The sequence below is a fragment of the Ramlibacter albus genome, from assembly GCF_014297445.1.
GTDB classification, from domain to species: Bacteria; Pseudomonadota; Gammaproteobacteria; order Burkholderiales; family Burkholderiaceae_C; genus Ramlibacter; species Ramlibacter albus.
In genome coordinates, this window is record NZ_JACORU010000005.1 from 97,930 (window position 1) to 123,032 (window position 25,103).

At 69.6% G+C, this 25,103-nt stretch carries 30 protein-coding genes; 10 read left to right on the forward strand and 20 right to left on the reverse strand.

What is annotated here, in order from left to right:
- Nucleotides 1-20: 20 nt before the first annotated feature.
- Entirely contained in the window at nt 21-947 is a 927-nt protein-coding gene (locus tag H8R02_RS14585; protein ID WP_187082169.1) for an AEC family transporter, read from the reverse strand.
- 101 nt (nt 948-1,048) lie between these two features.
- Here H8R02_RS14585 and H8R02_RS14590 point away from each other — a divergent pair, with 101 nt between their 5' ends.
- Complete coding sequence (locus H8R02_RS14590; RefSeq protein WP_187082170.1) at nt 1,049-2,014, forward strand: tripartite tricarboxylate transporter substrate binding protein BugE; 966 nt, start codon at nt 1,049-1,051, stop codon at nt 2,012-2,014.
- A 22-nt stretch (nt 2,015-2,036) separates the two neighbouring features.
- Here the strand turns inward: H8R02_RS14590 and H8R02_RS14595 are convergent, their stop codons facing one another.
- Nucleotides 2,037-3,554 (reverse strand): hypothetical protein, encoded by a 1,518-nt coding sequence (locus H8R02_RS14595; protein WP_187082171.1) that lies wholly within the window; start codon nt 3,552-3,554, stop codon nt 2,037-2,039.
- Between the two features lie 101 nt (nt 3,555-3,655).
- Here H8R02_RS14595 and xerD point away from each other — a divergent pair, with 101 nt between their 5' ends.
- On the forward strand, nt 3,656-4,540 hold the full coding sequence (xerD, locus tag H8R02_RS14600; protein WP_187082172.1) for a site-specific tyrosine recombinase XerD: 885 nt from the start codon (nt 3,656-3,658) through the stop codon (nt 4,538-4,540).
- On the opposite strand, the gene H8R02_RS14605 is transcribed toward xerD, so the two are convergent.
- The 7 genes from H8R02_RS14605 to H8R02_RS14635 form a co-directional block, all read right to left on the reverse strand.
- The gene (locus H8R02_RS14605) at nt 4,541-6,301 is read right to left on the reverse strand and encodes an ATP-binding response regulator (RefSeq protein WP_187082173.1); all 1,761 of its coding nucleotides are present in this window, start codon (nt 6,299-6,301) and stop codon (nt 4,541-4,543) included.
- Entirely contained in the window at nt 6,267-6,908 is a 642-nt protein-coding gene (locus H8R02_RS14610; RefSeq protein WP_187082174.1) for a response regulator, read from the reverse strand. The genes H8R02_RS14605 and H8R02_RS14610 overlap by 35 nt, the downstream gene beginning before the upstream one ends.
- A 66-nt stretch (nt 6,909-6,974) precedes the next feature.
- Nucleotides 6,975-7,727, reverse strand: a complete 753-nt coding sequence (locus tag H8R02_RS14615) for a GntR family transcriptional regulator (RefSeq protein ID WP_187082175.1) — start codon at nt 7,725-7,727, stop codon at nt 6,975-6,977.
- On the reverse strand, nt 7,727-8,539 hold the full coding sequence (locus H8R02_RS14620) for an HpcH/HpaI aldolase family protein (protein ID WP_187082176.1): 813 nt from the start codon (nt 8,537-8,539) through the stop codon (nt 7,727-7,729). Before H8R02_RS14620 ends, H8R02_RS14615 begins: the two co-directional genes overlap by 1 nt.
- Before the next feature lie 15 nt (nt 8,540-8,554).
- A complete protein-coding gene (locus H8R02_RS14625) occupies nt 8,555-9,436 on the reverse strand; it encodes a beta-keto acid cleavage family enzyme (protein ID WP_187082177.1) in 882 nt (293 codons plus the stop codon).
- Nucleotides 9,436-10,410 (reverse strand): tripartite tricarboxylate transporter substrate binding protein, encoded by a 975-nt coding sequence (locus H8R02_RS14630; RefSeq protein WP_187082178.1) that lies wholly within the window; start codon nt 10,408-10,410, stop codon nt 9,436-9,438. Before H8R02_RS14630 ends, H8R02_RS14625 begins: the two co-directional genes overlap by 1 nt.
- Entirely contained in the window at nt 10,407-11,309 is a 903-nt protein-coding gene (locus H8R02_RS14635; protein ID WP_187082179.1) for a beta-keto acid cleavage family enzyme, read from the reverse strand. The genes H8R02_RS14630 and H8R02_RS14635 overlap by 4 nt, the downstream gene beginning before the upstream one ends.
- Before the next feature lie 91 nt (nt 11,310-11,400).
- On the opposite strand from H8R02_RS14635, the gene H8R02_RS14640 reads away from it, so the two are divergent.
- The gene (locus tag H8R02_RS14640) at nt 11,401-12,174 is read left to right on the forward strand and encodes an SDR family NAD(P)-dependent oxidoreductase (RefSeq protein WP_187082180.1); all 774 of its coding nucleotides are present in this window, start codon (nt 11,401-11,403) and stop codon (nt 12,172-12,174) included.
- A gap of 11 nt (nt 12,175-12,185) precedes the next feature.
- Here the strand turns inward: H8R02_RS14640 and H8R02_RS14645 are convergent, their stop codons facing one another.
- Nucleotides 12,186-12,704 (reverse strand): GAF domain-containing protein, encoded by a 519-nt coding sequence (locus H8R02_RS14645; protein WP_187082181.1) that lies wholly within the window; start codon nt 12,702-12,704, stop codon nt 12,186-12,188.
- 150 nt (nt 12,705-12,854) lie between these two features.
- Between H8R02_RS14645 and H8R02_RS14650 the strand changes: the two genes are divergently transcribed.
- Nucleotides 12,855-13,304, forward strand: a complete 450-nt coding sequence (locus H8R02_RS14650) for a hypothetical protein (RefSeq protein WP_187082182.1) — start codon at nt 12,855-12,857, stop codon at nt 13,302-13,304.
- Here the strand turns inward: H8R02_RS14650 and H8R02_RS14655 are convergent.
- Both H8R02_RS14655 and H8R02_RS14660 read right to left on the reverse strand, forming a co-directional pair.
- Nucleotides 13,301-14,242: a pseudouridine-5'-phosphate glycosidase gene (locus H8R02_RS14655; protein WP_187082183.1), complete on the reverse strand. Its 942-nt coding sequence runs from the start codon at nt 14,240-14,242 to the stop codon at nt 13,301-13,303. The genes H8R02_RS14650 and H8R02_RS14655 overlap by 4 nt on opposite strands.
- A gap of 40 nt (nt 14,243-14,282) precedes the next feature.
- Nucleotides 14,283-14,507 carry a hypothetical protein gene (locus H8R02_RS14660; RefSeq protein ID WP_187082184.1) on the reverse strand — a complete coding sequence of 75 codons (225 nt, stop codon included), beginning with the start codon at nt 14,505-14,507 and terminating at the stop codon, nt 14,283-14,285.
- Nucleotides 14,508-14,663: 156 nt separating this feature from the next.
- Between H8R02_RS14660 and H8R02_RS14665 the strand changes: the two genes are divergently transcribed.
- Nucleotides 14,664-15,083: a PaaI family thioesterase gene (locus H8R02_RS14665; RefSeq protein WP_187082185.1), complete on the forward strand. Its 420-nt coding sequence runs from the start codon at nt 14,664-14,666 to the stop codon at nt 15,081-15,083.
- Nucleotides 15,084-15,095: 12 nt separating this feature from the next.
- Here H8R02_RS14665 and H8R02_RS14670 read toward each other — a convergent pair whose 3' ends face one another.
- Entirely contained in the window at nt 15,096-15,938 is an 843-nt protein-coding gene (locus H8R02_RS14670) for a citryl-CoA lyase (protein ID WP_187082186.1), read from the reverse strand.
- Between the two features lie 112 nt (nt 15,939-16,050).
- Between H8R02_RS14670 and H8R02_RS14675 the strand changes: the two genes are divergently transcribed.
- A complete protein-coding gene (locus H8R02_RS14675) occupies nt 16,051-16,989 on the forward strand; it encodes a bestrophin family protein (protein ID WP_187082187.1) in 939 nt (312 codons plus the stop codon).
- 28 nt (nt 16,990-17,017) lie between these two features.
- Here the strand turns inward: H8R02_RS14675 and H8R02_RS14680 are convergent, their stop codons facing one another.
- Nucleotides 17,018-17,623 carry a nuclear transport factor 2 family protein gene (locus tag H8R02_RS14680; RefSeq protein ID WP_187082188.1) on the reverse strand — a complete coding sequence of 202 codons (606 nt, stop codon included), beginning with the start codon at nt 17,621-17,623 and terminating at the stop codon, nt 17,018-17,020.
- A 34-nt stretch (nt 17,624-17,657) separates the two neighbouring features.
- On the opposite strand from H8R02_RS14680, the gene H8R02_RS14685 reads away from it, so the two are divergent.
- A complete protein-coding gene (locus H8R02_RS14685) occupies nt 17,658-17,936 on the forward strand; it encodes a hypothetical protein (RefSeq protein WP_187082189.1) in 279 nt (92 codons plus the stop codon).
- A gap of 20 nt (nt 17,937-17,956) precedes the next feature.
- On the opposite strand, the gene H8R02_RS14690 is transcribed toward H8R02_RS14685, so the two are convergent.
- The 4 genes from H8R02_RS14690 to H8R02_RS14705 all read right to left on the reverse strand — a co-directional run bounded on the left by H8R02_RS14690 (nt 17,957) and on the right by H8R02_RS14705 (nt 21,521).
- Entirely contained in the window at nt 17,957-18,346 is a 390-nt protein-coding gene (locus tag H8R02_RS14690; RefSeq protein ID WP_187082190.1) for a hypothetical protein, read from the reverse strand.
- Nucleotides 18,343-19,416, reverse strand: a complete 1,074-nt coding sequence (locus H8R02_RS14695; RefSeq protein WP_187082191.1) for a L,D-transpeptidase family protein — start codon at nt 19,414-19,416, stop codon at nt 18,343-18,345. The genes H8R02_RS14690 and H8R02_RS14695 overlap by 4 nt, the downstream gene beginning before the upstream one ends.
- A 147-nt stretch (nt 19,417-19,563) precedes the next feature.
- A complete protein-coding gene (locus tag H8R02_RS14700) occupies nt 19,564-21,273 on the reverse strand; it encodes an AMP-binding protein (RefSeq protein ID WP_187082192.1) in 1,710 nt (569 codons plus the stop codon).
- 5 nt (nt 21,274-21,278) lie between these two features.
- Nucleotides 21,279-21,521 carry a hypothetical protein gene (locus H8R02_RS14705; protein WP_187082193.1) on the reverse strand — a complete coding sequence of 81 codons (243 nt, stop codon included), beginning with the start codon at nt 21,519-21,521 and terminating at the stop codon, nt 21,279-21,281.
- A gap of 109 nt (nt 21,522-21,630) precedes the next feature.
- Here H8R02_RS14705 and H8R02_RS14710 point away from each other — a divergent pair, with 109 nt between their 5' ends.
- The gene (locus H8R02_RS14710) at nt 21,631-22,632 is read left to right on the forward strand and encodes an ABC transporter substrate-binding protein (protein WP_187082194.1); all 1,002 of its coding nucleotides are present in this window, start codon (nt 21,631-21,633) and stop codon (nt 22,630-22,632) included.
- A 17-nt stretch (nt 22,633-22,649) separates the two neighbouring features.
- Here H8R02_RS14710 and H8R02_RS14715 read toward each other — a convergent pair whose 3' ends face one another.
- Both H8R02_RS14715 and H8R02_RS14720 read right to left on the reverse strand, forming a co-directional pair.
- On the reverse strand, nt 22,650-23,048 hold the full coding sequence (locus H8R02_RS14715; protein ID WP_187082195.1) for a hypothetical protein: 399 nt from the start codon (nt 23,046-23,048) through the stop codon (nt 22,650-22,652).
- Nucleotides 23,049-23,103: 55 nt separating this feature from the next.
- Nucleotides 23,104-23,658 (reverse strand): hypothetical protein, encoded by a 555-nt coding sequence (locus H8R02_RS14720; protein WP_187082196.1) that lies wholly within the window; start codon nt 23,656-23,658, stop codon nt 23,104-23,106.
- A 170-nt stretch (nt 23,659-23,828) separates the two neighbouring features.
- Here H8R02_RS14720 and H8R02_RS14725 point away from each other — a divergent pair, with 170 nt between their 5' ends.
- Entirely contained in the window at nt 23,829-24,041 is a 213-nt protein-coding gene (locus H8R02_RS14725) for an alpha/beta fold hydrolase (RefSeq protein WP_187082197.1), read from the forward strand.
- A gap of 584 nt (nt 24,042-24,625) precedes the next feature.
- Nucleotides 24,626-25,102 carry a hypothetical protein gene (locus tag H8R02_RS14730; RefSeq protein WP_255429357.1) on the forward strand — a complete coding sequence of 159 codons (477 nt, stop codon included), beginning with the start codon at nt 24,626-24,628 and terminating at the stop codon, nt 25,100-25,102.
- Nucleotide 25,103: the final 1 nt, after the last annotated feature.

Here is a 25,103-nt window from a genome sequence, read left to right on the forward strand (position 1 = left end):
GTCCTCGAGCGCAGCCAGCCTCACCTGAACCCGCCCAGCACCCCCAGCGAGAACGGCAGGCTCGCGAGGCCGAGCACGGTCGAGATCGTCACCAGCGCCGCGACGAAAGCGCCGTTGTAGCCCATCCGTGCGGCGAGCACGTAGCAACTCGCGGCGGTCGGCAGGCCGGCATACGCAAGCAACACCAGCGTCTGCGTGCGGTCGAGCTGCAGCGCGTGGGCAAGACCCCATGCGACCAAAGGCGAAGCGACGTGACGGATCACGAGCAGCGACACCGCCAGCGCCTTCGCGCGTTGCAGGCTGCCGAACTGCATGCCGGCCCCCGCGGTCATCAGCCCGAGCGCGAGCGAGGCCGCACCGATGCGCGTGAAGCTCTGCTCCATGAAGCCGGGAATCTTCAGGCCGAGGAAGTTGCCCGTGAGCCCCACCGTCGTCGCGATGATCAGCGGGTTGCGCAGCAGCGCGGAGCCCAGGTGCATGCCGCCGTGGCGCGCCATCGGCCACACGGCGCCGACGTTGACCACCGGCACGCAGAAGCCGATGAGCACAGCGATCAGCATCAGGCCCTGCGGGCCGGCGACCCGCTCCGACATCGCGAGCGCGATGTAGGAGTTGAAGCGAAAGGCCACCTGCGCCGCACCCGCGTGCTCGCGCGCGTCGATGTATTTGCGCAGCCCGGGCAGGTGAGGCACCGCGTAGGCCATCGCGATGCCGGCCGCGCCGAGCGCGAGGCCCGCGCCGATCAGGCTGGAGGTGGCGCCGATGTCCAGTGGGCTCTTGAGGATCGACTGCACCAGCAGCACCGGGAAGAGCACGTAATAGACGAGGCCCTCGACCTGTTCCCACACCGGCCGGTCCAGCGGCGTGTAGCGGCAGATCAGGAACCCGGCGAGGATGAGCGAGAAGTCGGGAAACAGCAGTTCGGCGAAATTCACCAGCGCGAGCATAGCGGCCTTACCGGGAGTAACCCTTATGTGGAGTCCACAGGCCCGGCCGCGCGCGAGAAGTTAGGATGGTGGATTCCTCTCAACGCTTCCAGGAGTCAACAATGAATCGCCGTGATTGGGCCGCGTTCGTGGCAGCCGCCGTGGCCCTGCCCACCGCATTCGCGCAGGCCTATCCCAACAAGCCGGTCAAGCTGGTGGTGCCCTTCGCACCCGGCGGCACCACCGACATCATCGCCCGCGTCATCTCGGAGCCGCTCGGCAAGGCCCTCGGCCAGCCCGTGGTGGTGGAGAACAAGGCCGGTGGCGGCGGCGTGATCGGCGCGACCGAAACCGCGCGCACCGCGCCGGACGGCTACAACCTCGGCGTGGCCACCGTGTCCACCACCGCGGCCAACCCCGCCATCAACCCGAAGATCCCGTACAACCCGGTCACGGACTTCACGCCCATCATCAACATCGCCGCGACGCCCAACATCATCGCGGTGCACCCGAGCTTCCCCGCGAAGGACTACAAGACCTTCATCGAGGTGCTGAAGAAGAACCCGGGCCGCTACTCCTACTCGTCGTCGGGCACGGGCGGCATCGGCCACCTGCAGATGGAGCTGTTCAAGAGCCTGTCGGGCACCTTCGTCACGCACATCCCGTACCGCGGCGCGGGCCCGGCGCTCAACGACACCGTCGCCGGCCAGGTGCCGATGATCTTCGACAACCTGCCCTCGGCGCTGCCCTTCATCAAGGAAGGCCGCCTCATCCCGATCGTGGTGGCCGCGCCCACGCGCGTGAAGGACCTCCCCAACGTGCCGACGTTCAAGGAAGTGGGGCTGGAGCCGGTCAACCGCATGGCGTACTACGGCATCTACGGGCCGAAGGGCCTGCCCGCGGACATCGTGACCAAGGTGCACGACGGCGTGGTCAAGGCGCTGCAGGACCCGGCGGTGAAGAAGCGCATCGAGGAGACCGGCTCGCTGATCGTCGCCAACACGCCGCAGCAGTTCGCCGACCAGATCAAGGCGGAGTTCGCGGTGTACAAGAAGGTGGTGGACCAGGCGAAGCTGAAGCTGGACTGACCTGCCGGCACCGGATCAGCGCCTACTGGCAGTAGGCGCTGCAGTACTGGCGCGCCGTCTGCCCGGAGTTGTAGGCTCGAAGCACGTCGGTGAGGTACGAGCACATGCGTGCCTGGTTCGTCGTCTCGCCCGCGCATGCGTGGGCGAACGCGGCCTGGCAGATCAGGGCCGTCTGCGGGTCCGCCGTCGGCCCGCGGTAGGTGCCCAGCCGGCTGCAGCTGCCCACGGAGGTGCTGCCCCCGCCGGACCTGTCGTCGCCGAAGAGCCCTCCGTTGCCGCTCGTGCCGGACCCGCCGCTGGTGCTGCCGCTGGTGTTGCTGCCGCCGCAACTGGTCAGTTGGACCGCGCGGCCGTTCACCAGCGTCCACTTCTCCTGGCATGCGATCGTGATGCCCCCGCCGGTGCGGCCGGTCGTGCCCGAGCTGCCCCCGGTCGATGCCGAGCTGGTGCCCGAGCCCGTGGTTCCGCTGCGCGGCGTTCCGGTCGACGAGACAGGTTGGCCCGTGCCGACATTTCCCACGTTGCTGTTCGCGGCGTTCGCGCCTGCGAGGTTGGCGGCCGTTGCCGTCTGCCCGGCGACGATCGCGTCGGCGTAGGCCGAGCAATACGTCGACGAATAGAGGGTGGGCGTGCCGTCGTAGCACTGGTCGAAGGCCGACTGCCAGCGCGAGCCGCTCGAGCTGCCGGTGGCGCTCGAGGTGGTCGATGTCGTGCTGGAACCCGCTCGCGGCGTACCTGTCGACGAAACCGGTTGCCCCATCCCGATGTTGCCGACGTTGCTGTTCGCCGCGTTCGCGCCGGCGAGGTTCGCGGCCGCGGCGCCCTGGCCGGCCGCGATCGCGTTCGCGTAGGCCGTGCAATAGGCCGTGTTGTAGAGCGCCGGGGTGCCGTTGTAGCAGGTGTTGTAGGCAGCCTGGTACGAGGACGATGCGGACGTGCCCGAAGAGGACGCGCCCCGAGCCCCCGTGGTGTTGGCCGGGTTGCTGCCGTGCGCCTGGTACGTGCTCACCTGCTGGTTGTAGCCGCGCGCGGCGCTGCCGTACGTGGCGTCGGTTTCCAGGTTGCCCAGCAGGCGCGCGAGGTTGGCGACGATCTGGCCTCGCACCGAGGGGCCGTATGCCGCGAACACCTGGGTGACGGCGGCGAGCAGCACGTTGTAGGAAGCCGCGTTGACGCTCTGCGCGGTCACGCCCAGGTTGCCCAGGATGCGCGCGGTGAAAGCGGCGTCGGACAGCGTGGCGAATTCCGAGGCGAACTGCGCGGCCAGCGCGGCACCGTCGCCGCTCACCTGCGCGGCGAACGACGTGAGCTCCGCGTTGCTCGGGGCGCCGCCGTAGAACGCCAGGTAGATCCGCGTGGCGGTGCGGGCGCTGTCGCTTGACGCCGTGGAAGGAGGCGACTGGAGCGCCAGCGCCACGGCACGCGCCAGCGGGTCCGCCTGCGCGGCCTGCGTGGCCTCGGCCACCGTCACATCGTTGCCGCCACCGCCGCATGCCTGCAGGGCCGCGGCCAGGAGCATCACCAGGGTCGTCTTGCGCATCTCATCCTCCCGATCCATTGCGTCGGTGCGGATGCTAGGTGCGCGGGCCACCCCCGGTCTTCCCCCATTCGGGCGATGCGCGGGTGGTATCTTTCGCCCCAATGTCCGACCCCGCCATCGACGGCTTCATCGACGCGCTCTGGCTGGAAGAGGGCCTGGCGAAGAACACGCTGGCCGCCTACCGGCGCGACCTCGCGCTGTACGCGCGCTGGCTGAAGGAGAACCGCGGCAAGGGGCTCGATGCGAGCGAGGTGCACGACCTCGAGGGCTACCTCGCCGCGCGCCGCGCGGGCAAGAACAGCTCCGCGCAGCGGCGCCTGACCGTGTTCAAGCGCTACTTCCGCTGGGCCGTTCGCGAGCGGCTCATCGTGGCCGACCCGACGCTCAAGCTCGTCCCGCCCAAGCGCATGCCGCGCAACATCAAGACGCTGACCGAGGCGCAGGTGGAGGCGCTGCTGGCCGCGCCCGACGTGGACACACCGCTGGGCCTGCGCGACCGCACGATGCTGGAGCTGGTGTACGCGAGCGGCCTGCGCGTGAGCGAGCTCGTCACGCTCAAGACCTTCGCCCTCAGCTTCAACGAGCACGTGCTGCGCGTCACCGGCAAGGGCAGCAAGGAGCGGCTCGTGCCGTTCGGGCAGGTCGCCTCCGACTGGCTGAAGCGCTACATGGCCGAAGCGCGCGGGGCGATCCTCGCCGGGCAGCAGACCGAGGACCTGTTCGTCACCGCGCGCGGCGCCGGCATGACGCGGCAGATGTTCTGGGAGGTGGTGAAGAAGCACGCGCGCGCCGCCGGCATCACGCAGCCGCTGTCGCCGCACACGCTGCGCCACGCCTTCGCCACGCACCTGCTCAACCACGGCGCGGACCTGCGCGCGGTGCAGATGCTGCTCGGGCACGCCGACATCTCCACCACCACCATCTACACGCACGTCGCGCGCGAGCGGCTCAAGAGCCTGCACGCGCAGCACCACCCGCGCGGGTAGTCAGGCGGTTGCGGCGAGCAGCTCGCGCAGGGCCGCGGCTGGCAGCGGCTTGTGCAGCAGCTTGCGGCCCGCGTTGCGCGCTTTGAGCAGGCGCTCCGGCGCCGTGTCGCCGCTGACCAGCACGCCGGGCGTCGGCCCGGCGACCGCCTCGACCCGCTCGAACACGCGCAGCCCGCTGTCGTCGCCGCGCAGGCGGAAGTCCGCCAGCACGAGGTCGGGCGGGTCCGACGCCGCAGCGGCGGCGGCTTCCTCGGAGCTCGACGCCTCCGAGCAGCGGCAACCCATCTCCTCCAGCAGCATGCGCATGCTCGTGCGCACCGCGGCCTCGTCGTCGACCAGCAGCACGTGCAGGTCGAACCGGTCCTGTGTGTCCGCCCGCGGCTGCGCCGGGAGGGCGGGCGGCGCGGCCGTGCGCGCCAGCACGAGGCGGAACGTCGTGCCTGCGCCGGGCGCGGATTCCAGCCGCAGGCGAACCCCCAGCACTTCGCAAAGGCGCCGCACGATCGACAACCCGAGGCCCAGGCCCTTGGAGCGGTCGCGTTCCGGGTTGCCGGCCTGGAAGAATTCCACGAACACCTCTTCGTGCAGCTGCTCGGGGATGCCGATGCCGGTGTCGCTGACGCGGATCTCCACGTCGTCGCCCACGTCGCGCACCGCGATGGCGATGCTGCCCTGCGGCGTGAACTTCAACGCGTTGTCGGTGAGGTTGCGCAGCACGCGGCGCAGCAGCTGCTCGTCCACCAGCACGTTGGCCTCGCTGCTCACGTCGAGCCGCGCGTCGAGCCCGCGCGCGCGAATGAGCGGCTCCACCTCGGCGAAGTGCCGCCGCACCAGGGCGGCGGCCGGCACGGCCTGTGGCCTCACGTCCACCACACCCGCATCGAGCTTGGACACGTCCAGCAGGCTGTCCAGCTGCTCGCCGAGCGCCTGCGCCACTTCGGAAAGCATGCCGACCATGCGCGCGCTGCGCTCGTCCAGCGGGCGCATCTCCAGCGCCGAAGCCAGCACCATCACCGCGTGCAGCGGCTGGCGCAGGTCGTGGCTGGCGGAGGCGAGGAAGCGCGTCTTGCTCTTGTTCGCACGTTCGGCGTCCGCCAGTGCCTCCTGCAATTGCGCGACGAGCTCCTGCTCGCGAAACCGGATCAGGCACGACTCGCGGAAGGTCTGCCAGGTCGACTTGCCGAACCCGAGCAGCATCAGCGCGTACAGGACGACGAGGATGGCGCTGCCGACGCCGATCAGGGGGCGCGCGTGCGTGTTCGGCAGCACGGCCCACAGCACGAGCAGCGGCACCATGATCGGCCCGCCGTACGCGACGATCGAGCCACGGTAGCCGGCGGACGTGCTGATCGATCCCGTGGCACAGGCGATCAGCACGATCGTCGCGAACGCCCGCTCGGCGACGTCCAGCGCGGGAAACGCCGCGAGGAACAGCGCGAGCACGCTGCCGTGCAGCACCGAGATACCGAGGCGCTTGCGCACGCGAAGCTGCCAGTCGCCCGACGCCGGGTCGGCCAGCGCCAGGATCACGCGGCGGATCGCCAGCTGCGTCCCCACCACCGCCACGACCCAGCCGGCGGCCAGCCACGCCGGCACGTAGGGCCACGCGATGACCGCCAGCACGCTCGCGCCGACCACGATGCCCAGTGCCGAGCGCCATTGCACCACCGCGCCCAGCCGCAGGAATTCGTCCATGACGAACGCCTGCGCGGCGGGGTTCGCGCCCTCAGTGGATGCGGACGCCGCGGCGGGCTGCGACATAGACGGCTTCGGCGCGCGAGTGCACCTGCAGTTCGTCGAAGACGGCGCGCACGTGCGACTTCACCGTCTCCGGCGAGAGGCCCAGGTGGCGCGCGATCAGCTTGTTGGAGTGCCCGCGCAGCATCGCGCGCAGCACGTCGCACTGGCGCGCGGTGAGGCCGGGGAAGGCGTCGGCCAGCTCCAGCTGCCCGCCCGCGGTGGCAGGCGCGCCGGCGGTTTCCAGCGCCGCCGCCGGCAGGAAGAGGGCGCCGCGCGCCAGCGTGGCCAGCGCAGCGCGAAACTCCTGCTTGGAAGCGTCCTTCGGGATGAAGCTGGCGGCGCCCAGTTCGACGGCCCTGCGCACCAGGTGCATGTCGCGCTCGCCGGAGACGATGACGATCGTCGACTCGGCGGCGGCTTCGTGCAGTGCCACGAGCGCGGCTTCACCGGTGAGGCCGCGCAGGTGCCAGTCCAGCAGGATGAGGTCGAACGGCGTTCGCGAGGCCAGCGCCATCGCCTCCTCGGCCGAGCCGCACACGGAGACCGCGAGCTTGCCGTCGATCTCCTCCAGCACCAGCTTGAGCCCCTCGGCGAACAGCGCGTGGTCGTCGCAAATCAGGATTCGCATGTGTCGGGCGCATTCTAGGGGGCCCGGCGACGGCGCCGTGGGCGGCTCGCTCCAGGCGGGCCCGTGTCACCCAGGCGCTGATTTCCTGAACCTCATCGAGAGGCTGAATCTCTCGGCCGGGTACACGATCCGCCCGGACAGGATCAGGCTTCCATCGGCCAGGTAGTACCGACGCACCACTTCCATGCCCGGCCCGCCTTCGCTGGCGGAAAGCAACCCGGCTTCGGCCTGCGTGAGCAGCGTCGCCCGCGCGTCCTGCCGGATCTCGTCGATCTCCACGCCGTATTCGCGCGCCAGCATCACGTGCGTGGCGCCATCGAGCTGCAGCAGGTGCTCCTGCACGCCGGGGTACCAGTCGCGCAGGTAGATCTCGGTCACGCCGAGCGGCACACCGTCGGAGCGGCGATGGCGCACACCCTGGATGTGGTGCCAGCCCGAACCGTCGGTGCATTCCAGCAGCGCCGCCTGTTCGCCGGTGACGACGATCTTGCGGATGCCGGAGATTCGCAGCTTCGCTTCGTGCGCGTATTCCGCGAGTTCGGACAAGGAGTTGATCGAATACGCGAAGTGCGCCTTCGGTGCCTGCTGCACGACGCGCGTACCGACGCCCGGCTGGCGCTCCACCAGCTTCAGTTGGGTGAGGTGGCGCAGCGCCTCGCGGATCGTCTGGCGGCTGCGCTGGAACTCCTCGCTGAGCTGGTGCTCCGTGGGCAGGAGGCCGCCGACGGGGTACGCGCCCGACGCGATGCGCGACATCAGGGTGGCGGCGATTCGTGCGTGCTGGGGCTGGTGGCCGTTGGTAGTCCCGTTCTCCTGCATCACGCGATGTTAAGGCTGGCCGCCACGTCGGCCCGCCGGCGCTCCATGGCCAGGCTCATCATCCGGCGGTCGCCGCCGATCCAGAAGATGGTGACGCCCATCTCGCGCCAGAAGGCGGCTTCCTTTCGCAGGCCCTCGGAGTCGGTCGCGAGCAGCACGGCCACGCTGTCGATGCCCCGCTTCGATGCCGCACCCACGATGCGCCGCAACGCGGCGACCACTTCGGGGTGCGCCATGTCCGCCTTGTGGCCCATCGCCTGCGCGAGGTCGAAGGGCCCGGGGACGATGGCGGAGATGCCGGGTACGTCGAGGATCGCATCGATGTTCTGCACGCCCTCGAAATCCTCGATCAGCAGCCAGACCTGCGTGTTCTCGTTGGACCACTTCGCGAAAGCGGGCCAGTCGCGCGCGAGGTGCCAGTTGGCGCGGGTGCTGGGGCAGGAGCCCCGCGCGCCGTGGCCGCTGTCGTCGAGGTACTTCGCGGCGCGGGTGATGGCGCGCGCCTCATCGGCTGTCTTCACGTTCGGCACGATCACGCCCATGGCGCCCGCGTCGAGCGCGCGCAGCACGTGGTGCGGCGTGTGGTCGGGGATGCGCACGAAGGGCGTGATGCCGACGCCGTCGGCGGCCCGCAGCATCTCCGTCACCCGGTCGAAGGCGAGGGAGCCGTGCTCGCAATCGAGCACGACGAAGTCGAGGCCGGCCACCCCGGCCATCTCGACGTTGTCCGGGCTGCCGGTCTGGATGATCACGCCCAGCGGCGACTCGCCCCGCTCACGCTTTTGCTTCACGAGGTTGGTTCTCTGTTTCATGCTTCTCTCGTTTCTTCAGGGTGTCATTCCGAGCAGGGCGCGCGTCTCGGCAACGGTGGCCGCGCGGCGGCGGCCGGCCAGCGCCTGTTCGGCGGTCAGCTGCACGAGCTGTGCGTTCGTGGGGCAGCCAAGTTCGGCATAGGCGTAGTCGCCGATGCCCGTCGAGACATGGCCGCCGCGCTCGATGGCCGCCGCGGCCACGTCGACGAGGTTGCCTTCGCGGCAGCACACCGACCATTCGAGCCTTCGCTGCGGCAGGAAGCGCAGGAGCGAATCCAGGCCGTCCACCGTGCCGGGGTGGCCGCCGAGGATGCCGCCCTCGGTGAGGACAAGGCACAGCAGCGCCGGGTCGTCGCGGACCCAGCCCGCCTGCACGAAGGTGTCCACCGTGCGCAGGCACGGGACGGTCCAGATGCACATCAGCTCCTTCAGGCCGAGCCGCTGCACTTCGCCGGCCAGCTGCTTGAGCGTCCCGACGGTGTTCACGTACGTCTTCGCCTGCGTGGTGAAGTCGCCGCGCGCGGCATCGAACTGGTCGAGGTTGGTGCTGCCCATGTCGAGCGGCGCGAAGTCGGGCCTCGTCGCCTCGTCCTCGCACAGCCGCGCGAGAGGGGCGATGCGTGTCGCTGCGTCCGGCGTCACGACGCCCGCCATCGTCGGATGGATCAGCACGTCGCAGCGCTCGCGGATCAGGCGGATGGCCTCCGCGTACAAACCCACGTCGTGCGCGGGCGAGCCGTCGCCGTTGCGCACATGGAAGTGCACGATGGCCGCGCCCGCTTTCCAGCAGGCGTAGGCGTCCTCGGCGATCTCCCGCGGTGACCAAGGCACGTGCGGGTTCTTCTGCCGCAGCGACCACTCGTTCAGCCGCGCCTCGATGATGACCGGTTTCGCCATCAATCGGCCTTGACGCCGATCTTGCGGATCAGGTCCGTCCACTGCGCGGTTTCGCTGCGCACGGTGGCGTCCAGCTCCTCCGGCGTGGAGGCGATGACGTTGATACCCAGCTTCACCTGCTTGTCCTTCAGCTCCGGGCGGTTCAGCGCCACCTTGATCTCGTCGCTGACCTTGCGGACGATGTCATTGGGGGTGCCCGCGGGCGCGAACATCGCGAGCCATGACGTGGACGCGTAACCCGGTACACCGGCCTCGGCGATCGTCGGCAGGTCCTGCAGCACGGGCGAGCGCGTCGCGCCCGTCCACGCGATCGGCTTGATCAGCCCGGCGCGGATGTTGGGCAGCGAGGTGGAGATCGCATCGAACATCAGCTGCACGTGGCCGCCGATCAGGTCCTGCATCGCGGGGGCCGTGCCCTTGTACGGAATGTGCTCCAGCTTCGTGCCCGCGAGCGAGTTGAACAGCTCGCCGCTCAGGTGGTTCACGCCACCGGCGCCGGAGGAGCCGAAGGCCACCTTCGAGGGATTCTTCTTCGCGTACTCGATGAGCTCCTTCACGTTCTTCACGGGCAGCGAGGGCGTGGCCACCAGGATCACCGGCAGGTTGACGAGCAGCGAGACACCGCGCAGTTCCTTCGGGTCGTAGGGCAGCTTGGGGTACAGGCCCGGCACGATCGAGAAGTGGCTGCTGGTGACCAGGAAGGTGTAGCCGTCGGCGGGCGCTTTCGCCACCGCCGCGGTGCCCACGGTGCTGCCCGCGCCGGGGCGGTTCTCCACCACGAAGGGTTGGCCGAACTTCGCCGTGAGCGCCTGCGCCACGTCGCGCGCGGTGAGGTCCGTCGAGCCGCCGGCCGGGAAGGGCACGATGATCTTCACGGGCTGGCTGGGCCACGGCGCCTGCGCCTGCGCACCGGCCGCGAACGCGCCTAATACCGCGGCGGCGATGATGCGGCGGCGGGTCAACTTCGATGTCATGCCTTGTCTCCTTGGGTGCGGGTGATGAGGCCCAGGGCCTCTTGCGGTGTCGCGACGCGGCGGCCGCTCGCACGGGCGATGCGTGCGATCTCGGCCACCAGTTCCTCGTTGCGCGGCGTGCGCTCGCCGCCGAAATCCTCGATGCCGACGCGCACGTGGCCGCCGCGCCCGATCGCGAGCTGCGCCAGGCCGTCGGCGGGGCTGCCGTCGCGCAGCGTGACCATCCAGGGGATCGTTTCGCTGTCGAACAGGCGCAGCCAGGCCTCGAGGCCGACGGCGTCCGGGGAGAGGCCGAAGAGGCGGGCGCCGGCGCTGAACTCGAGCTTGACGATGCAAGCGCGTGGCAAGGTGCCTGCATTGGCGTGCGCCTGCACGAGCCGCGCGAAGCCGGGCTCGAACAGCGACATCGTGCAGGCGAGATCGCGCTCGCGGCAGAACTCGAAAGCCCACGCCACGTCGGCAAACGTCGTCTGGTAGACCTGGTCGTGCGTGGGCGCGCGGCCTTGCGCGTCGATGCGGCCGTAGTTCATGGTGCCGGGGTCGACCGGGACGATTTCGCACAAGCCGGCGTCCGCGAGCTCGGCCACGTGCCCGAGGCGCGCCGCCATCGTCGTGCCGGGGCCGCCGCCGGGCAGCGTCGGGTACATCAGCAGGCTGGGGTGGAATTCGCGCACCCGGCGAAACGAGCGCAGGTAAGCCGAGCTGCCGTGATGGCCGCTGCCGCCGACGACGGCTTCGCCCGCATGTGCATGCACGATCGAGGCGCCCGCCTCGACGCACGCGAGGATCGAGTCCACGATCTCCTCTTCCGCGAGGGGGACGTGCGGGTTGGCGCGCTTGTCGCGGGCCCCGTTGATCGCGACTTCGATCAGGACGGGCCGGGCGTCTTCGGTGGGCAAGGGGGTCTTCCTGTTTGTCTAGACAAACTCTAGTTTGTTCGGACAAACTCCGCAAGAGAAGAATCACTGCTCTGCATCAGGAGGCATTGAGATGACGAATTTCGATCTGGCCGGCCGCACGGCCCTGGTCACAGGCGGTTTCGGCGGGCTGGGCCTGCATTTCGCGCAGGTCCTGGCACGGCAGGGCGCGCGCGTTGCGCTCGTGGGCCGCCGCGTCGAATTGGGGCAACAAGCTGCGGCGGCGCTGTCGCAATCGGTCGGGCGCCCGGGCGACGTCCGCGCGTTCGCCATGGACGTCACCGATCCGCGCAGCGTGGAGGACGGCTTTGCCCACGCGAAGGCCGAGCTCGGCGTGCCGACGATCGTCGTCAACAACGCGGGCATCGTTGCCCGCGCCCCCGCGATCGAAATGAAGGACGACGACTGGCGCAACGTCATCGACGTCAACCTCACCGGCGTTTTCCGCGTCGCCCGGGCCGCGGCGAAAACGATGGTGGCTGCCGGCGTCGGCGGCAGCCTCATCAATATCGCTTCGATCCTCGGCTTGCGCGTGCGGGCCGGCGTCGCCCCCTACACCGCCACGAAGGCCGCGGTCGTTCAACTCACGCATGCGCTCGCGCTGGAATGGGCCGAGCACGGTATCCGCGTCAACGCGCTCGCGCCGGGCTACTTCGCCACCGACATCAACCGCGACCTGCTGCAGTCGCCGACCGGGCAGGCGATCATCTCGCGGGTGCCGCAAAAGCGTGCCGGGAAGCTCGATGAACTCGACGGCCCCCTGCTGCTGCTGGCGTCCGATGCTTCCTCGTACATGACCGGCACTGTCCTGCCCGTCGACGGCGGGCACCTGGTCAGCACCCTCTGAGCCGGGCGCGGCTACGCCTTGTCCGGCTCGATCCGCTTCGCGATCAGGTCCGCCACCGCGCGCAGCCGCCACACGTCCTGCAGCGACACGTCCTCGTTGACGTGGAAGGCGAACGCGCAGAGCGTGCCGAACACCTGCCCGTCGCTCAGCACCACCGGCACGCTCAGGTGGGTGCCGATGCCCTTGCCGCTCGGGGGCGCCTCACCCGATTCGACCAGCGGCGCCGCGTCGTGGATGTACTGCGGCAGGCGGCCGTTGACGATGCGGTGGCACCAGCTCTCCTCGAGCGGGTCGCCATGGCCGGGGCGCACGTGCCCGGCGGTGCGCGGCGCGGCATCCACGGCCTTGAAGATGCGCTGGCCGTTTTCGAAACGTGAGACGAAGACCACGTCCATCTTCATCCGGCTGCGCAGGACGGCCAGCACCTTGTGGACGTTCTCGTCGAGCGCGGCGTCGCCGCGGTGGTCGGCGGTGGCCACGAGCAGGCCGTAGGCCTGCGCGACCAGCGGGTCGTCCTGGGGCGCGCTCATCTTCCTCGACGTCTCCTCGTCCATAGCCTAGCCGCCCGTGCCGGGCGGCGCAAGGCCGAGGCGTTCGCCGCGTGTTTGTGGTCTTCTTCCGACGCGCGGCGCCAACTCCGGCTGGCTCGGCCCGGCCCGCCTGCCCGGCAGCATGGAGGCATGCACAGATGGATTTCCGGCAGGAGGATGGTCGTGGCGCTTGCGCTGGCAGGCGCCTTTGCCGCCGCGGGCGGCCTGGCCATCGGCAAGGACACCGCGCGCACGCCCGAGAAGCGTGCCGAGGCGGCCATGGAAGCGAAGATCGACCGCGCGCAGGCCGCGTACGCCACGGCCCGCAAGAAGTGCGGCGACGCGAAAACGGACGCGCGCAAGGCCTGCGTGCACAAGGCACGCGTCGATCGCGACGCGGCCATCCGGCTCGCCAAGATCGAGAAGGTGCGCGAGCTCAACGCGCTGAAGGAAAAGGAAGAAGAGCGCCGCACTGGCCAGGCGGAGAAGCCGCTGTCGGACGCCGGCAAGTTCGCGGCCGCCAAGGCGCGCTGCGAGATGATGGGGCCGGACCGCGACCGCTGCCTCGCCGAGGCGAAGCAGCGCTTCCACAAGACCTAGGTTTTCGTCGCGGCGAGTGCGATGGCCAGCCGAGCGCCCACTTGCGCGTTGTGCTTGACGAGCGCGATGTTCGCGGCGAGGCTGCGCCCGCCGGTCAGCTCCTTGATGCGTGAGAGCAGGAAGGGCGTGACGGCCTTGCCGGTGATGCCTTGCTGCGTTGCCTCCGCCAGCGCTCGATCGGTGATCGCATCGATCTCCTCACGCGGCATCGCATCCTGTTCGGGCACCGGCGTGCTCACGACCACGCCGCCTTGCAACCCCAGGTCCCACTTCGCGCGGATGAAGCGCGCCTGCGCTTCGGGCTCGTCGAGCCGGTAATCGGCGGGGAAGCCGCTGTCGCGCGTGTAGAACGCCGCGAAGTTGTCCTGCCCGCACGAGAGCACCGGAACCCCGTGCGTCTCCAGGTATTCGAGCGTGAGGCCGATGTCGAGGATGGACTTCGCACCTGCGCAAACGACCGCCACCGATGTCTGGGCCAGCTCCTGCAGGTCCGCCGAGATGTCGAAGGTTTCGGCCGCGCCGCGATGCACGCCGCCGATGCCTCCGGTGACGAACACCTCGATGCCCGCGAGCGCGGCGCAGATCATCGTGCCGGCAACCGTGGTGGCGCCGGGCTCGCCGCTCGCCAGCACGGCGGGCAGGTCGCGCCGGCTCACCTTGAGTACGTTGGATGAGCGGCCGAGCAGCTCCAGCTCTTCATCAGCAAGACCGATGCGGATGCGCCCGCCGAGCACGGCGATGGTCGCGGGCTCGGCACCAAGGTTCCGGATGACCGCTTCCACCTCGCGCGCCATCTGCACGTTCTGCGGCCAGGGCATGCCGTGCGCGATGATCGTCGACTCGAGCGCGACGATGGGGCGGCCCGTGGCGCGCGCGGCGGCAACGGGCGCGCTGAATTCGAGCCAGCGTTTCGCTTTTGCCGTGGTTGCTGCATCCATGCCGCGAGTGTGCACCAGCAGCGCGCGAAGCCGCGCTGGGTCAGCGGTCGCTCTTGCGCGTGCTGCTGCTGCTGCCCTTGCCGCTGTTGCTGCTGCGGCTGTTGGCGCTGCTGCGCTGCAGGCTGCGGTCCGTGCGGCCGCCCGTGCTGGCGCTGGGGCCTGCCGGCGGCTCGGCCGGCGTGCTGCGGAGTTTGCTGCCCTTCGCGCGGTCCATCTCGTGATTGGCTGCGCTGCGCATCTTCTGCATCGACGTGTGTTTCGCCATGGTGTTTCGCTCCTTCTGTTGCGATCCAATCTAGGCGCTGCGCGGCCGTGGGGTGTAGTCGGGGCGTGGGGCCGGGCGTAGGACTCGCCGGGTCAGGCGGCCGTGGGTGAGGCACACTCGAGCCGGCGCGCATGCGCCTGAAACGAAGGACGCGAAATGCCGGAGACGAGAGACGCTGCCTATTTCAATGCGAGGAGCGAAGGCGCACTGCCCGGGCACCTCGGGATCCGCTTCACCTCCGTGTCGCCCGAGGTGATGCATTCGGAGCTCACGGTGGCCGCTCACCACATGGCCCCGAACGGGTTCCTCCACGCGGGCACGCTGGTCACGCTGGCGGACACGTCGTGCGGCTACGGCTGCGTGCTGAACCTGCCGCCGGAGGCGAGCGGTTTCACGACCATCGAACTGAAGTCGAACCATCTCGGGACCGCGACGCAGGGTGTCGTCCAATGCGTGGCCACGCTCGTGCATGCGGGCCGGACCACGCAGGTGTGGGATGCCGTCGTGAAGCACCAGCAGACGGGAAAGACACTCGCGCTCTTCCGCTGCACGCAGATGGTTCTCTATCCCAAGTAGCTGGTTGGTCGGCTATTCAGCCGGCACGGGTCGCTCCGGCGGGCCGTCGTACGTCCAGATGTATTGCCGGGGGATCGGCCCCTTGTTGCGGCCGCCTTGCTGGGTCTGCTCCCACGCATGGGCAAGGATGCCGACCGAGCGGGAGATGCAGAAGAGGCCTCGCGCCAGCGGCGCCGGGAAACCAAGCTCCGCATAGATCACGGCCGTGGCGCCGTCGATGTTCATCGGGATCCGCCGGCCCCCTTTGCGCGCAGCCAGTTCATCCTCGACCGCACGCGCAATCCGGGCGAAGCGTCCGCTGACGGCGCCTTGCTTCGCTGCTTCGTCCACCAACTCGAGCAGGCGAGCGGCCCTGGGATCGACCGGGTGGAAGCGGTGCCCGAACCCGGACACGAACTTGCCGCGCAGCTCGATCGCCTCGTCCAGCCCCTCCCGCACCGCCTGCGCGAGATCGCTGCCGGCATCGACGCGCGCGGCGATCGACTCGTACATCTCGACGGCTTGCTCACCGGCGCCGCCGTGCACGTCCCCCAGCACGTTGACGGCCGACGCCATCGCGTTGTTCAGGCCGACCCCGCACGTGGCCGCCATGCGCGCGATGCCGATGCTCGGGGCTTGCGGCCCGTGGTCCACGGCAGCCATCAAGGCGGCTTCCAGCAATTCGCCCTGCGCCTTCGTCGGCAGGTCGCCTCGGGTCATCAGCCACACCATCTGCGCGAAGTTGACTCGGCCGATCAACTGCTCGATGGGGTATCCACGGTAGCGGATTACGCCCGGGGACATGTCGATGATGGACGTGCGCCACCAATCCCTGGTGGCTTGTTCCGCGCTCTTCGGTTCTTGCTGGGTGCTCATACGCGATCTTCTCCTCACGAAAGTGCTTGATGCCGGTCGATGTATAGCCCAACTCCGCCAGAAGCGGTGCCGACGCCCCGGTGCTATCGTTGCGCCGCAAGCAGGAGACTCCATGATCGTCCGTGACCGGCCCCATGGCTTGCAGCTGATCTTCACGCTGCGCGGCTCTGTGCTGCCGCACATCGTGGGCAAGCTGGCCATCTGCACGGCTTTCGCGATCGTCGTGACCATCACGCATGGCGTCCTGTACGAGGAGAAGGTCGCGCTGACGGCGGCGCCGTTCTCGTTGATCGGGCTGGCGCTGGCGATCTTCCTCGGTTTTCGCAACAGCGCCGCCTACGACCGCTACTGGGAAGCGCGCAAGCTGTGGGGCGACCTGGTCTACCGGTCGCGCGCGCTGGCGCGCCAGTTGCAGTCGCTCACCACGCTGGCGTCACCGGCCGCGCCCGACGATGGCGCGGACGTGCGCCGCGCCATCATGCTGCGCGCGATCGCGTTCGCATCGACGCTGCGCCACGAACTCCGCGGCACCGACGCAGCCGCCGACTTGCGCCGCCTGCTGCCGGCCGATGAAGCGGCGGCCGGCGCCACGGCGGCGCGCGGCAGCGACTACCTGCTGCGGCGCATGGCGCTGGACCTCGGCAGCCTGGTGCGGGCCGGGCACTTGCAAGCACCGCTGGCCGCGAACATCGACGACTCGCTCACCGCCATGGGCGCGGTCGCGGCCGGCTGCGAGCGGATCCAGCGCACGCCGATCCCTTTCGCGTACACGTTGCTGCTGCACCGCACGGCGTGGCTGTACTGCCTGCTGCTGCCCTTCGGGCTGGTGGACACCGTGGGCGCGATGACGCCGTTCGTGGTCGTGATCGTCGCGTACACGTTCTTCGGCCTGGCGGCGCTGGGCGACGAGATCGAGGAGCCCTTCGGCACCGCGGACAACCACCTGCCGCTGGACGCGCTGTGCCGCGAGATCGAAGCGAGCGTGCTGGACGCCCTGGGCGTGCGCGAGCTGCCGCCGCGGCTGGTGCCGGTGGATGGGCGGCTGACGTGAGGCGCGGCCCTCGACCTTCCGTGGGAGGTCAGCGTTCGAGCGGCGTGCCGGCGAGCCAGCGCGCGCCGCGCGCGTAGAGTTCCTGCACCCGTTCGCCCTTGAGCATCGGCATGTCCATCTTCACCTGGTAGCCGATCCCCGTCTGGATGTACGCGAGGTGCCGGTAGCCCTCGGGCATGCCAGCGAGTCGGGCGGCGTCGAGCTTGAGCGTCGCCGAGGGATCGACCGGATCGATCCGGTCCTTCTCGTAGATCGGCTGGCGGTGCAGCAGCTTCCACGCGCCGTCCACCTTGACGAGGAAGTCGTAGAAGCGGCCCGTGCACACGACGTCGCACAGCACGCCTTCCACCGGCCCGCGCTGCGAGATCGTCATCTTGGTCTGGGCGATGGCGCGCTCGCCGTTCACCTCGATGGCGCAGCCGCCGAGGAAGTGCAGGATGCTCACGCCCTTGTCCCAGCCCTCGCGGGTGACTCGGATGAACTCGGTGTAGGGGCCCTGGAACCACGTGGCCATCATCACGCCGTCCGGGTGCCAGACGGTCGCGAAGCGTTCCCAGTCGCCGGCATCGCGCCAGACGGCCCAGCGTTCGATGAGCTGCCGGATCGCCAGTTCTTCCGCCAGGGTGTCGTTCATGTGGTCCTCGCTTTCCGGGGGCAGAATAATCCGGATGAGGCCCATCCTCAACTTCCTCGTGCCGGCCGCCCTCGTGTTTTACGGCGGCTGCGGCGAGCCGTTCAGCTGGCCGCGATTGATGGCCTCGAAGATCACTTACGAATATCCGTCCTACCGCGTGGACGAGCTCGCCGATGGCAAGCTCCTCGTGCATCGCCCCGGCATGACCGATGTGACGGTGGACGTGGAGCCGATCGGCAGGTTCTGCCAGCGCGGGCCCAAGGACTGCAGCTACGCCACCGACCAGGTGCTGATGCAGCTGCGGGGGCCGTAACGCCTCGCGAGATCCGTCGGTTAATCCTTCTTCGCCGCGTCCGCCACAGTCGTCGCGGCCGCCTTCTCGAAGAACAGTGCCAACTCCGTAGGCGCGGCAGTGCCGTCAGCTGCAGTTGCGGCGACCTGTGCGGCGGGTGCGGCATCCACGGCAGCCGAAGCGGGCGCCTCCGGGCTCGCGGCGACGGCTTCGGGCGCCGAAGTGGCCGCCGTGGCTGCAGTGGTCGCCGATGCCGCCGATGCCGCGGGCTCAGCTGGGGCGGCCTGCGCCGACGGGCTCGGCAGTGGGGCCGCGGGCGCCGGTGCCGACGAGGTCGCGGTCGCGCCCGGCGACTCCTTGAAGTGCACCTCACACCCCGGCAGGCCCAGCGCCGCCACGGCGACGACGAAGGGAATGCGCCAGCCGATCATGCCCGCACCTCCACGTTCATCCCCTTGTTGGCAACGCTCGACAGCCGCACCACGTCCCAGTTGGTCAGGCGCACGCAGCCGCTGCTTTCCGCGCGGGACATCTGCGAAGGTTCGGCGGTGCCGTGGATGCCGGTGTGCTCCTTGCTGAGCGCCAGCCACATCACGCCCACCGGGCTGTTCGGGCCCGGGGGCAGCTTCACCTTCTTGTCGGTCTTCGGGTGGCGCAGCAGCGCCGGGTCGTAGCTGAAGTCGGGGTTGGGCGCCTGCGCGGTGACCTGCAGCGTGCCTTCGGGCAGCTCGAATTCCCGCCCGCCGATCGTGATGGGCATGGCGCCCATGACGCGGCCGTCGGCGCCCAGCACGTAAAGCATCTGCTCGGACTTGCTGATGCGCAGCGACGCCGCTTTCGACATGCTGGCGGCGCGGCCGACATCGGTGACGACCACGGCCTGGCCCGCCTGCATCGGCCGGCCCTTGTTCAAGGCGGTGAACAGCTTGGGGCTCATGTGGAAACGCTCGCTGACGGCTTCCTCGAGGCTCTCGTAGCCGAGCGACTGCATCCGCGACTGCGCCTCGGGGTCGTCCTTGGGGATGGTCACGTAAGGCCCGGCGACGTCCTTCTCCGTGAGAACGTACGTGGCGAACGCGGGCGCCTGCTGCCCCAGGGCCTGCCACGTCGCCGCATCCACCTTGCCGGTGGCGGGCAGGTTGTTCGCCGCCTGGAACGCTGCGAGCGCCTTCTTCATGTTGCTGCCGAAGTTGCCGTCGATCTCGCCGACGGAAAACCACGCGCGGTCCAGCATGACCTGAGCGCGGATCACGTCGGGCCCTTTGGCGCCCGGCGCGAGTTCGCCCGGCGCCGCGGTGCCGTTGAGCTGCTGGATGTGCTGCATCGCATCGGCGGGGAAAGGCGCGGGTACCACAGCCGTTGCGGCGGCCGCGGAGTTCTTCGCGGTGGTGGCGTGCGATTTGCTTTTCTGCGAGGCCGCGTGCGCGGGCGGTGCAACAGCCGCAAGGCTGAGGGGCATCACCAGCGCGAGGGCGCGCAGGATCATGGCGTGGTGGCGCATGAGGCAGGCTCCATAGGGACGTTGGAGCAACGTAACGCGGCGCCGGCGGCCCGGCTGTAGGTACGGTCGGAAAGCTTCGGTCGGCGGGGAGCGCGGCGCTGCGGCGGCGGGGCCTTCGACCTGGGGCTCGCCCCCGCGCTTGCAGGCTCAACCATCCCCGCGCAGCCCCGGGAAATCCTCTTCCGCGAACGCCAGCCCGCCTGCGGGCGTGGCACCGCCGCGCGACACCTCCTGCGCGCGCAGCTGCACGCGGCGGATCTTGCCGGAGATCGTCTTGGGCAGCTCGACGACGAACTCGATGCGCCGCACACGCTTGTAGGGAGCGAGCCGCTGGCGCGCGAACGCGAGGATGCTCAGCGCCACTTCCGCCCCGGCCGTGCGTCCCGCCTTCAGCGTGACGTACGCCTTCGGCACGGCCAGCCGCACGGGGTCGGGGCTCGGCACGATCGCCACCTCCGCGACGTCGTCGTGCTCCATCAGCACGCTTTCCAGCTCGAAGGGGCTGATGCGGTAATCGGACGCCTTGAACACGTCGTCGGCACGGCCCACGAAGGTGAGGTAGCCGTCCGCGTCGCGCGCGGCCGTATTGCCGGTGTGATAGAAGCCGCCGCGCGTCGCGTCGGCGGTTTTCTCTTCGCTGTCGAGATAGCCGACCATCAGGCCGACCGGGCGCTCCTTGAGGTCGATGCACACCTCGCCTTCCTGCGCTTCGTGGCCATCCACATCCAGCAGCACGATGCGGTAGCCGGGCAGGGGCAGCCCCATCGACCCCGGCTTCAGCGGCAGCCCCGGTGAGTTGCCCACCTGCGCGGTCGTCTCCGTCTGCCCATAGCCGTCGCGCAACGTAAGCCCCCAGGCCGCGCGCACCTGCTCGATGATCTCGGGGTTGAGCGGCTCGCCGGCGCCGGCGACGCTGCGCAGCGCGAGGCGGTTGCGCCACGCGCCGAGGTCTTCCTGGATCAGCATGCGCCACACGGTAGGCGGCGCGCACAGGCTCGTCACGCGGCAGCGCTCCAGCGTCTGCAGCAGCGCCTGCGCATTGAAGCGCGGCGTGTTGTGGATGAACACGCAGCAGCCCGCATTCCACGGCGCGAAGAAGCAGCTCCACGCGTGCTTGGCCCAGCCCGGCGACGAGATGTTCAGGTGCACGTCGTCCGGCCGCAGCCCCAGCCAGAACATGGTGGAGAGGTGGCCCACCGGGTAGCTCTCGTGCGTGTGCAGTACGAGCTTCGGCTTGGACGTGGTGCCGGAGGTGAAGTAGAGCAGCAGCGGGTCGGTCGCGGCGGTCGGTGCGTCGGGGCGGAAGTCGGTTGGAGCGGTGTTGCTGGCCGCGTAGTCCACCCAGCCCGCGTGCGCACCGCCCACCACGATGCGGCGGTACTCGCCCGCGAGGCCCTCGAACTTGCTCGCGTTGGCCGCACCCGCGATCACGTGGCGCACGTTGCCGCGGTCCAGGCGGTCGCGCAGGTCGTCCGGCGTGAGCAGCGACGTCGCGGGGATGACGACAGCGCCGAGCTTCATGGCCGCCAGCGCGCATTCCCACAGCGCGGGCTCGTTGCCCAGCATGAGCAGGATGCGGTCGCCGCGTGCCACGCCCTGCGCGCGCAGGAAGTTGGCCACCTGCGACGAGCGCGCGGACAGCTGCGCGAACGAGGCGCGGTACTCGCGCCCGTCCGCTTCCACGATCCACAGGGCGGTGGCGTCGTTGCCTTGCGAGATGGCGTCGAAGTGGTCCAACGCCCAGTTGAACTGCCGCAGGCGCGGCCAGCGGAAGCGTTCAACGGCGGCGACGGGTTGCTCGCGCAGCTCGAACAGCAGGTCGCGGGCGGCGTGGAATTCGTGGGTGGGGGAGTTCATGGTTGCTAATCGTCTCCGAAACCCGAGAACGAAAAACCGCTGTCCCTCTGCTTCTTGTTCTCGTCCTCGTCGCCGGGCAGCATGGCGACCGCGACGATCCCGGCCACTGCCGCCAGCGCCGGAGAAAACAGCGCGACAGCGGCGGTCCCGAGTGCCCACCCTGTGAAGGACCTGCCGCGCCACCAGGCCGCGAGCGCGCCGACACCGCCGCCGACGCACAGGGCCACGCCGATCGTGGAGAGGTCCATGGATTTCCTCCGGTACAACGCCGCGACCTTACTGCGGGCTGCGCCGGGGCGCAATCGTTCGGGGCTGATCTGTGCTACTTTGGCGCTCGCTGGCAGCAAGGAGTCCGTCATGCCGCGTGTCGTTCGCTTTCTGGTCGTGCTTGCTACGGTCGCGCTGCTGGGAGGCACGGGCGCCCTTGCGCAGACGAGGGTTCCGATGGTGAGCCTGATCGTCAACTCGTCCTACGCGCCGCTATGGGTTGCGAAGGATCACGGCCTGTTCGCCAAGCATGGCATCGATGCCGACCTGAACATCCTGGAGGGCGCATGGCGGCGGCTCGGCCCCGAGGTGCCGGTCGGCGTGGTCGGCATCCCCGCTGCGATGCTCGGCGTTGCGGAAGGCAAGGACCTGAAGGTGCTGCTGCCCGTGGACAACACGCGGGTGAACTCGCAGCTGATCGCCGCGCCTGCGATCAAGACACCCGACGCGCTGCGCGGCAAGCGCATCGGAACCGCCACCTTCGGTGCCGGTGCCTGGATCAACGCCAACCTCGCGCTGCGCCACTTCGGGCTCGACCCTTCGCGCGACGGCATCACGTTCGTGGACGTCGGCGGCGCGCAGCAGCAGGCCGAAGCCCTCGAAGCGGGCCGCGTCGATGCGATCGTCATGGAGCCCGGCCGGGCCGCGGCTTTCCGGGCGAAGGGCTTCACGCTGCTGCTCGACCTGGAAGCGGCGAACGTCATGGGGGTGCAGAGCGCCCTCGTCGTGACGACGCAGTTCCTGCGCGAGCGGCCGGACGTGGTGGAGCGCATCGTCACCGCGCTGGTGGAGGGGTTCGCATTCGCACTGGCACCGCAGAACGAGCAGGTCGTGCGCGAGACGATTGCAAGACGCATGAACCTGTCGACGCCTGCGGCCGTGGACACGGCTTATCGCAGCTTGCTGGCCCGTTCCAACCGCGAGCTCTACCCGTCGCTCGAAGCGATGCGCATCACGCAGCGCGTGATCGGGATGACGGACCCGCGGGTGCTTTCGGTGAAGGTGGACGAGCTTGCCGACGACAGCATCGTTCGCAAGCTCACGGCGTCGGGGACGGTGGAGCGGCTGTATCGCAGCTACGGGGTGAAGTAGGCGCCCGCCACCCCTGCTTACCCTGAGCTGCCGGGCACCATGCGGCCGGCCTGCAGTTGGCGGATGCGCGGTTGCACGTAGTACCCGCCGTACTCGGTATAGCGCAGGAAGGGCAGGCCGCAGCGCACGCAAGCCCACACCTCGCAACGGTTGCAGGGATGGTGCGCAAACGAGATGGGCGCCAGGGGCGACCAGCTGTCGACCCCGACGGGGCGCGGCGCCTCCTCGAGCGTCGGCTCGTCATCGCCGGGCAGCCACAGCGCGCCGACGGGCCGCAGCAAGGACTCGTCGACCGTGGTGGGAAACGCTTCCCAGCCGGGGCTGGTGAAGGGCTTGCAGCTCGGGCAGGGGGCGCTGTTGACGTGTTCGCGTGCCAGCGCTTCGGCTTCGGCGCGCGTCAATCGTGGGAGGGACATTGCGTGATTCTGCCGTGGGGTCGACCGGGCAGCGGTCGAATCGCGTGTACAGCTATCAGCCGTACGTGGAACTGTTGACGCGGTGAAGTGGCGCTGCTTCGGCGACCACGCCCCGGGCGACCACCGTCGAGCCGGCCGCGAGCTTGAACGCCGTGCCCGGGACCAGCTCATGCAACGCCGCCGAAGGGACCAGGCATTCGAGCGCCAGCGTCGGTGGTGGATCCTTCAGCCACAGCGCGACGGGCTCTTGCGACCGGACCGTGAAACCGCGTGGCCCCACGACGATCGTGCAGCGCTGCTCCTGCGCGTCGAGCCGCTGCGCCCATCCCTCGGGCAACACCTCGGCTTCGATGCGTGCAAGCAAGTGGGCCGTGAACGGCGCGCCCGGCGCGAACGTGGTTGGCGGTGGCTGGCGCCGCGGGATCTTGCTGACGACATAGGCCACCAGGTTGCCCACCGCCGGCAGCCACATCACCAGCAGCAGCGTGCCGAAGTCGCGCAGCGCGGACGGGTTGGGCGCTTGAGCGCGGATGACGCTGCCGAGCACCGCCAGGGCCAGCATCACGGCCATTGCGAGGCGGCGGCGCGAGGACGTGACGATGATGGCCATCGGGGGATTGTGCGCCTGCGACGCGGGGCCCGCGCCGAAGCGGCGCTTCAGTTCGCGTCGCCGCGTAGGCGCGGGTGCGGACGCCGAAGAGGCAGGAGCTTCTCTCGCTGCTGGCCGACATGGCGGCGTCCGTGGGACGCGAAGGATTTGCCAGGCAGCAGCAGGCAGCCATGGACCGCGTGGACAGCCGCGCGCTGCTGAAGGATCTCAAGGTCCCGGCGTTGGTGCTATACGGGCGCGAAGACCAGGTGACACCTCTCGCCATGAGCGAGGAAATGGCAGCCCTCCTGCCCGACGCGGAACTGGTGACCGTCGAGGTCTCCGGCCACATGACGACTCTGGATCAAACCGACATCGTGGCGGGGGCGATGCTGCGTTGGTGAATCGCGTGGATGCGCGCTGTGTTTAGGTGTTGCGGACTGCCGGGGGATATCGTCTGCTTCGGGCCCAGAAGCTGACGCAAGCTAAGCAGGTGAAGTCTTCTCGTCGCCCCTCTCGCTAGTGACCGGGTCTTCGGCACCCCCATCCGCGGACATCCCGCCCGCGGATGGCGCGCTTTGCCCGGCCCAGCCTTTGACGTCGGGCAGCCCCCGCGGCGCGGCGGCCGAAGGCTCGATCGAACCTCGCTGCCCCTGCCGGGCCTGAGCGCTCATGAGCAGCAGCCTCTGCAGGCGCCTCGCGGGATCGATCTCTCTTGCCATGACCGATGCTCGTGTGCACTGACACCGCGCGCATCCGGCGCGCGTCGCGCCCGCGCGTCGGCCGCGCGCGCAGCGGCGGGTCGCCCAAAGCGCTGTCGGGGCGAGGGCTTGGGCTGTCGCAGTGGTTGTCCACTCCCGGGTCGAAAGCAGATGGCGTTCCGGGATGCACCTTTGTAGGCGGGAGGCCTACAGCGCCGGCGGCGTTCTCCTAGCTGCTTCAGGGATGCGGCGCCGGTATGGTGTCCCCTCTACGAAAGGAACATGAAATGAGCAAAGAAGACAAGAAGGTTGGTGGCGGTGCGGTCGCAGGCGCGGCTGCGGGTGGCGTGATCGGCGGGGCAACTGCCGGTGCGCTTGCCGGTGGAGTGACCGGGCCCGTGGGCGCCGCCATTGGCGCCGCGGTCGGGGCGGTGGCGGGTGCCATCGCGGGCAAGAAGGCCGACCCAGCCATCGAGGACAGCTACTGGCGCGAGAACCACAAGACCCGGCCGTATGCGCAGAAGGACGTCGGCTTCGACCAGTACCAACCGGCTTATCGTGCCGGCGTGGAATCGTTCAACCGCAACCCGGATCGGTCGTTCGACGACGTCGAGCCGGAGCTCAGTCGTGACTGGAGCCGTGCGCGAGGCAGCTCCTCGCTCGAATGGGAGCATGCCCGCCCCGCGGCGCGCGACGCCTGGGAGCGCGTGAGCAATGCCGCCGAGCGCGCGATCCCGGGCGATTCGGATCACGACGGCCGCTAAC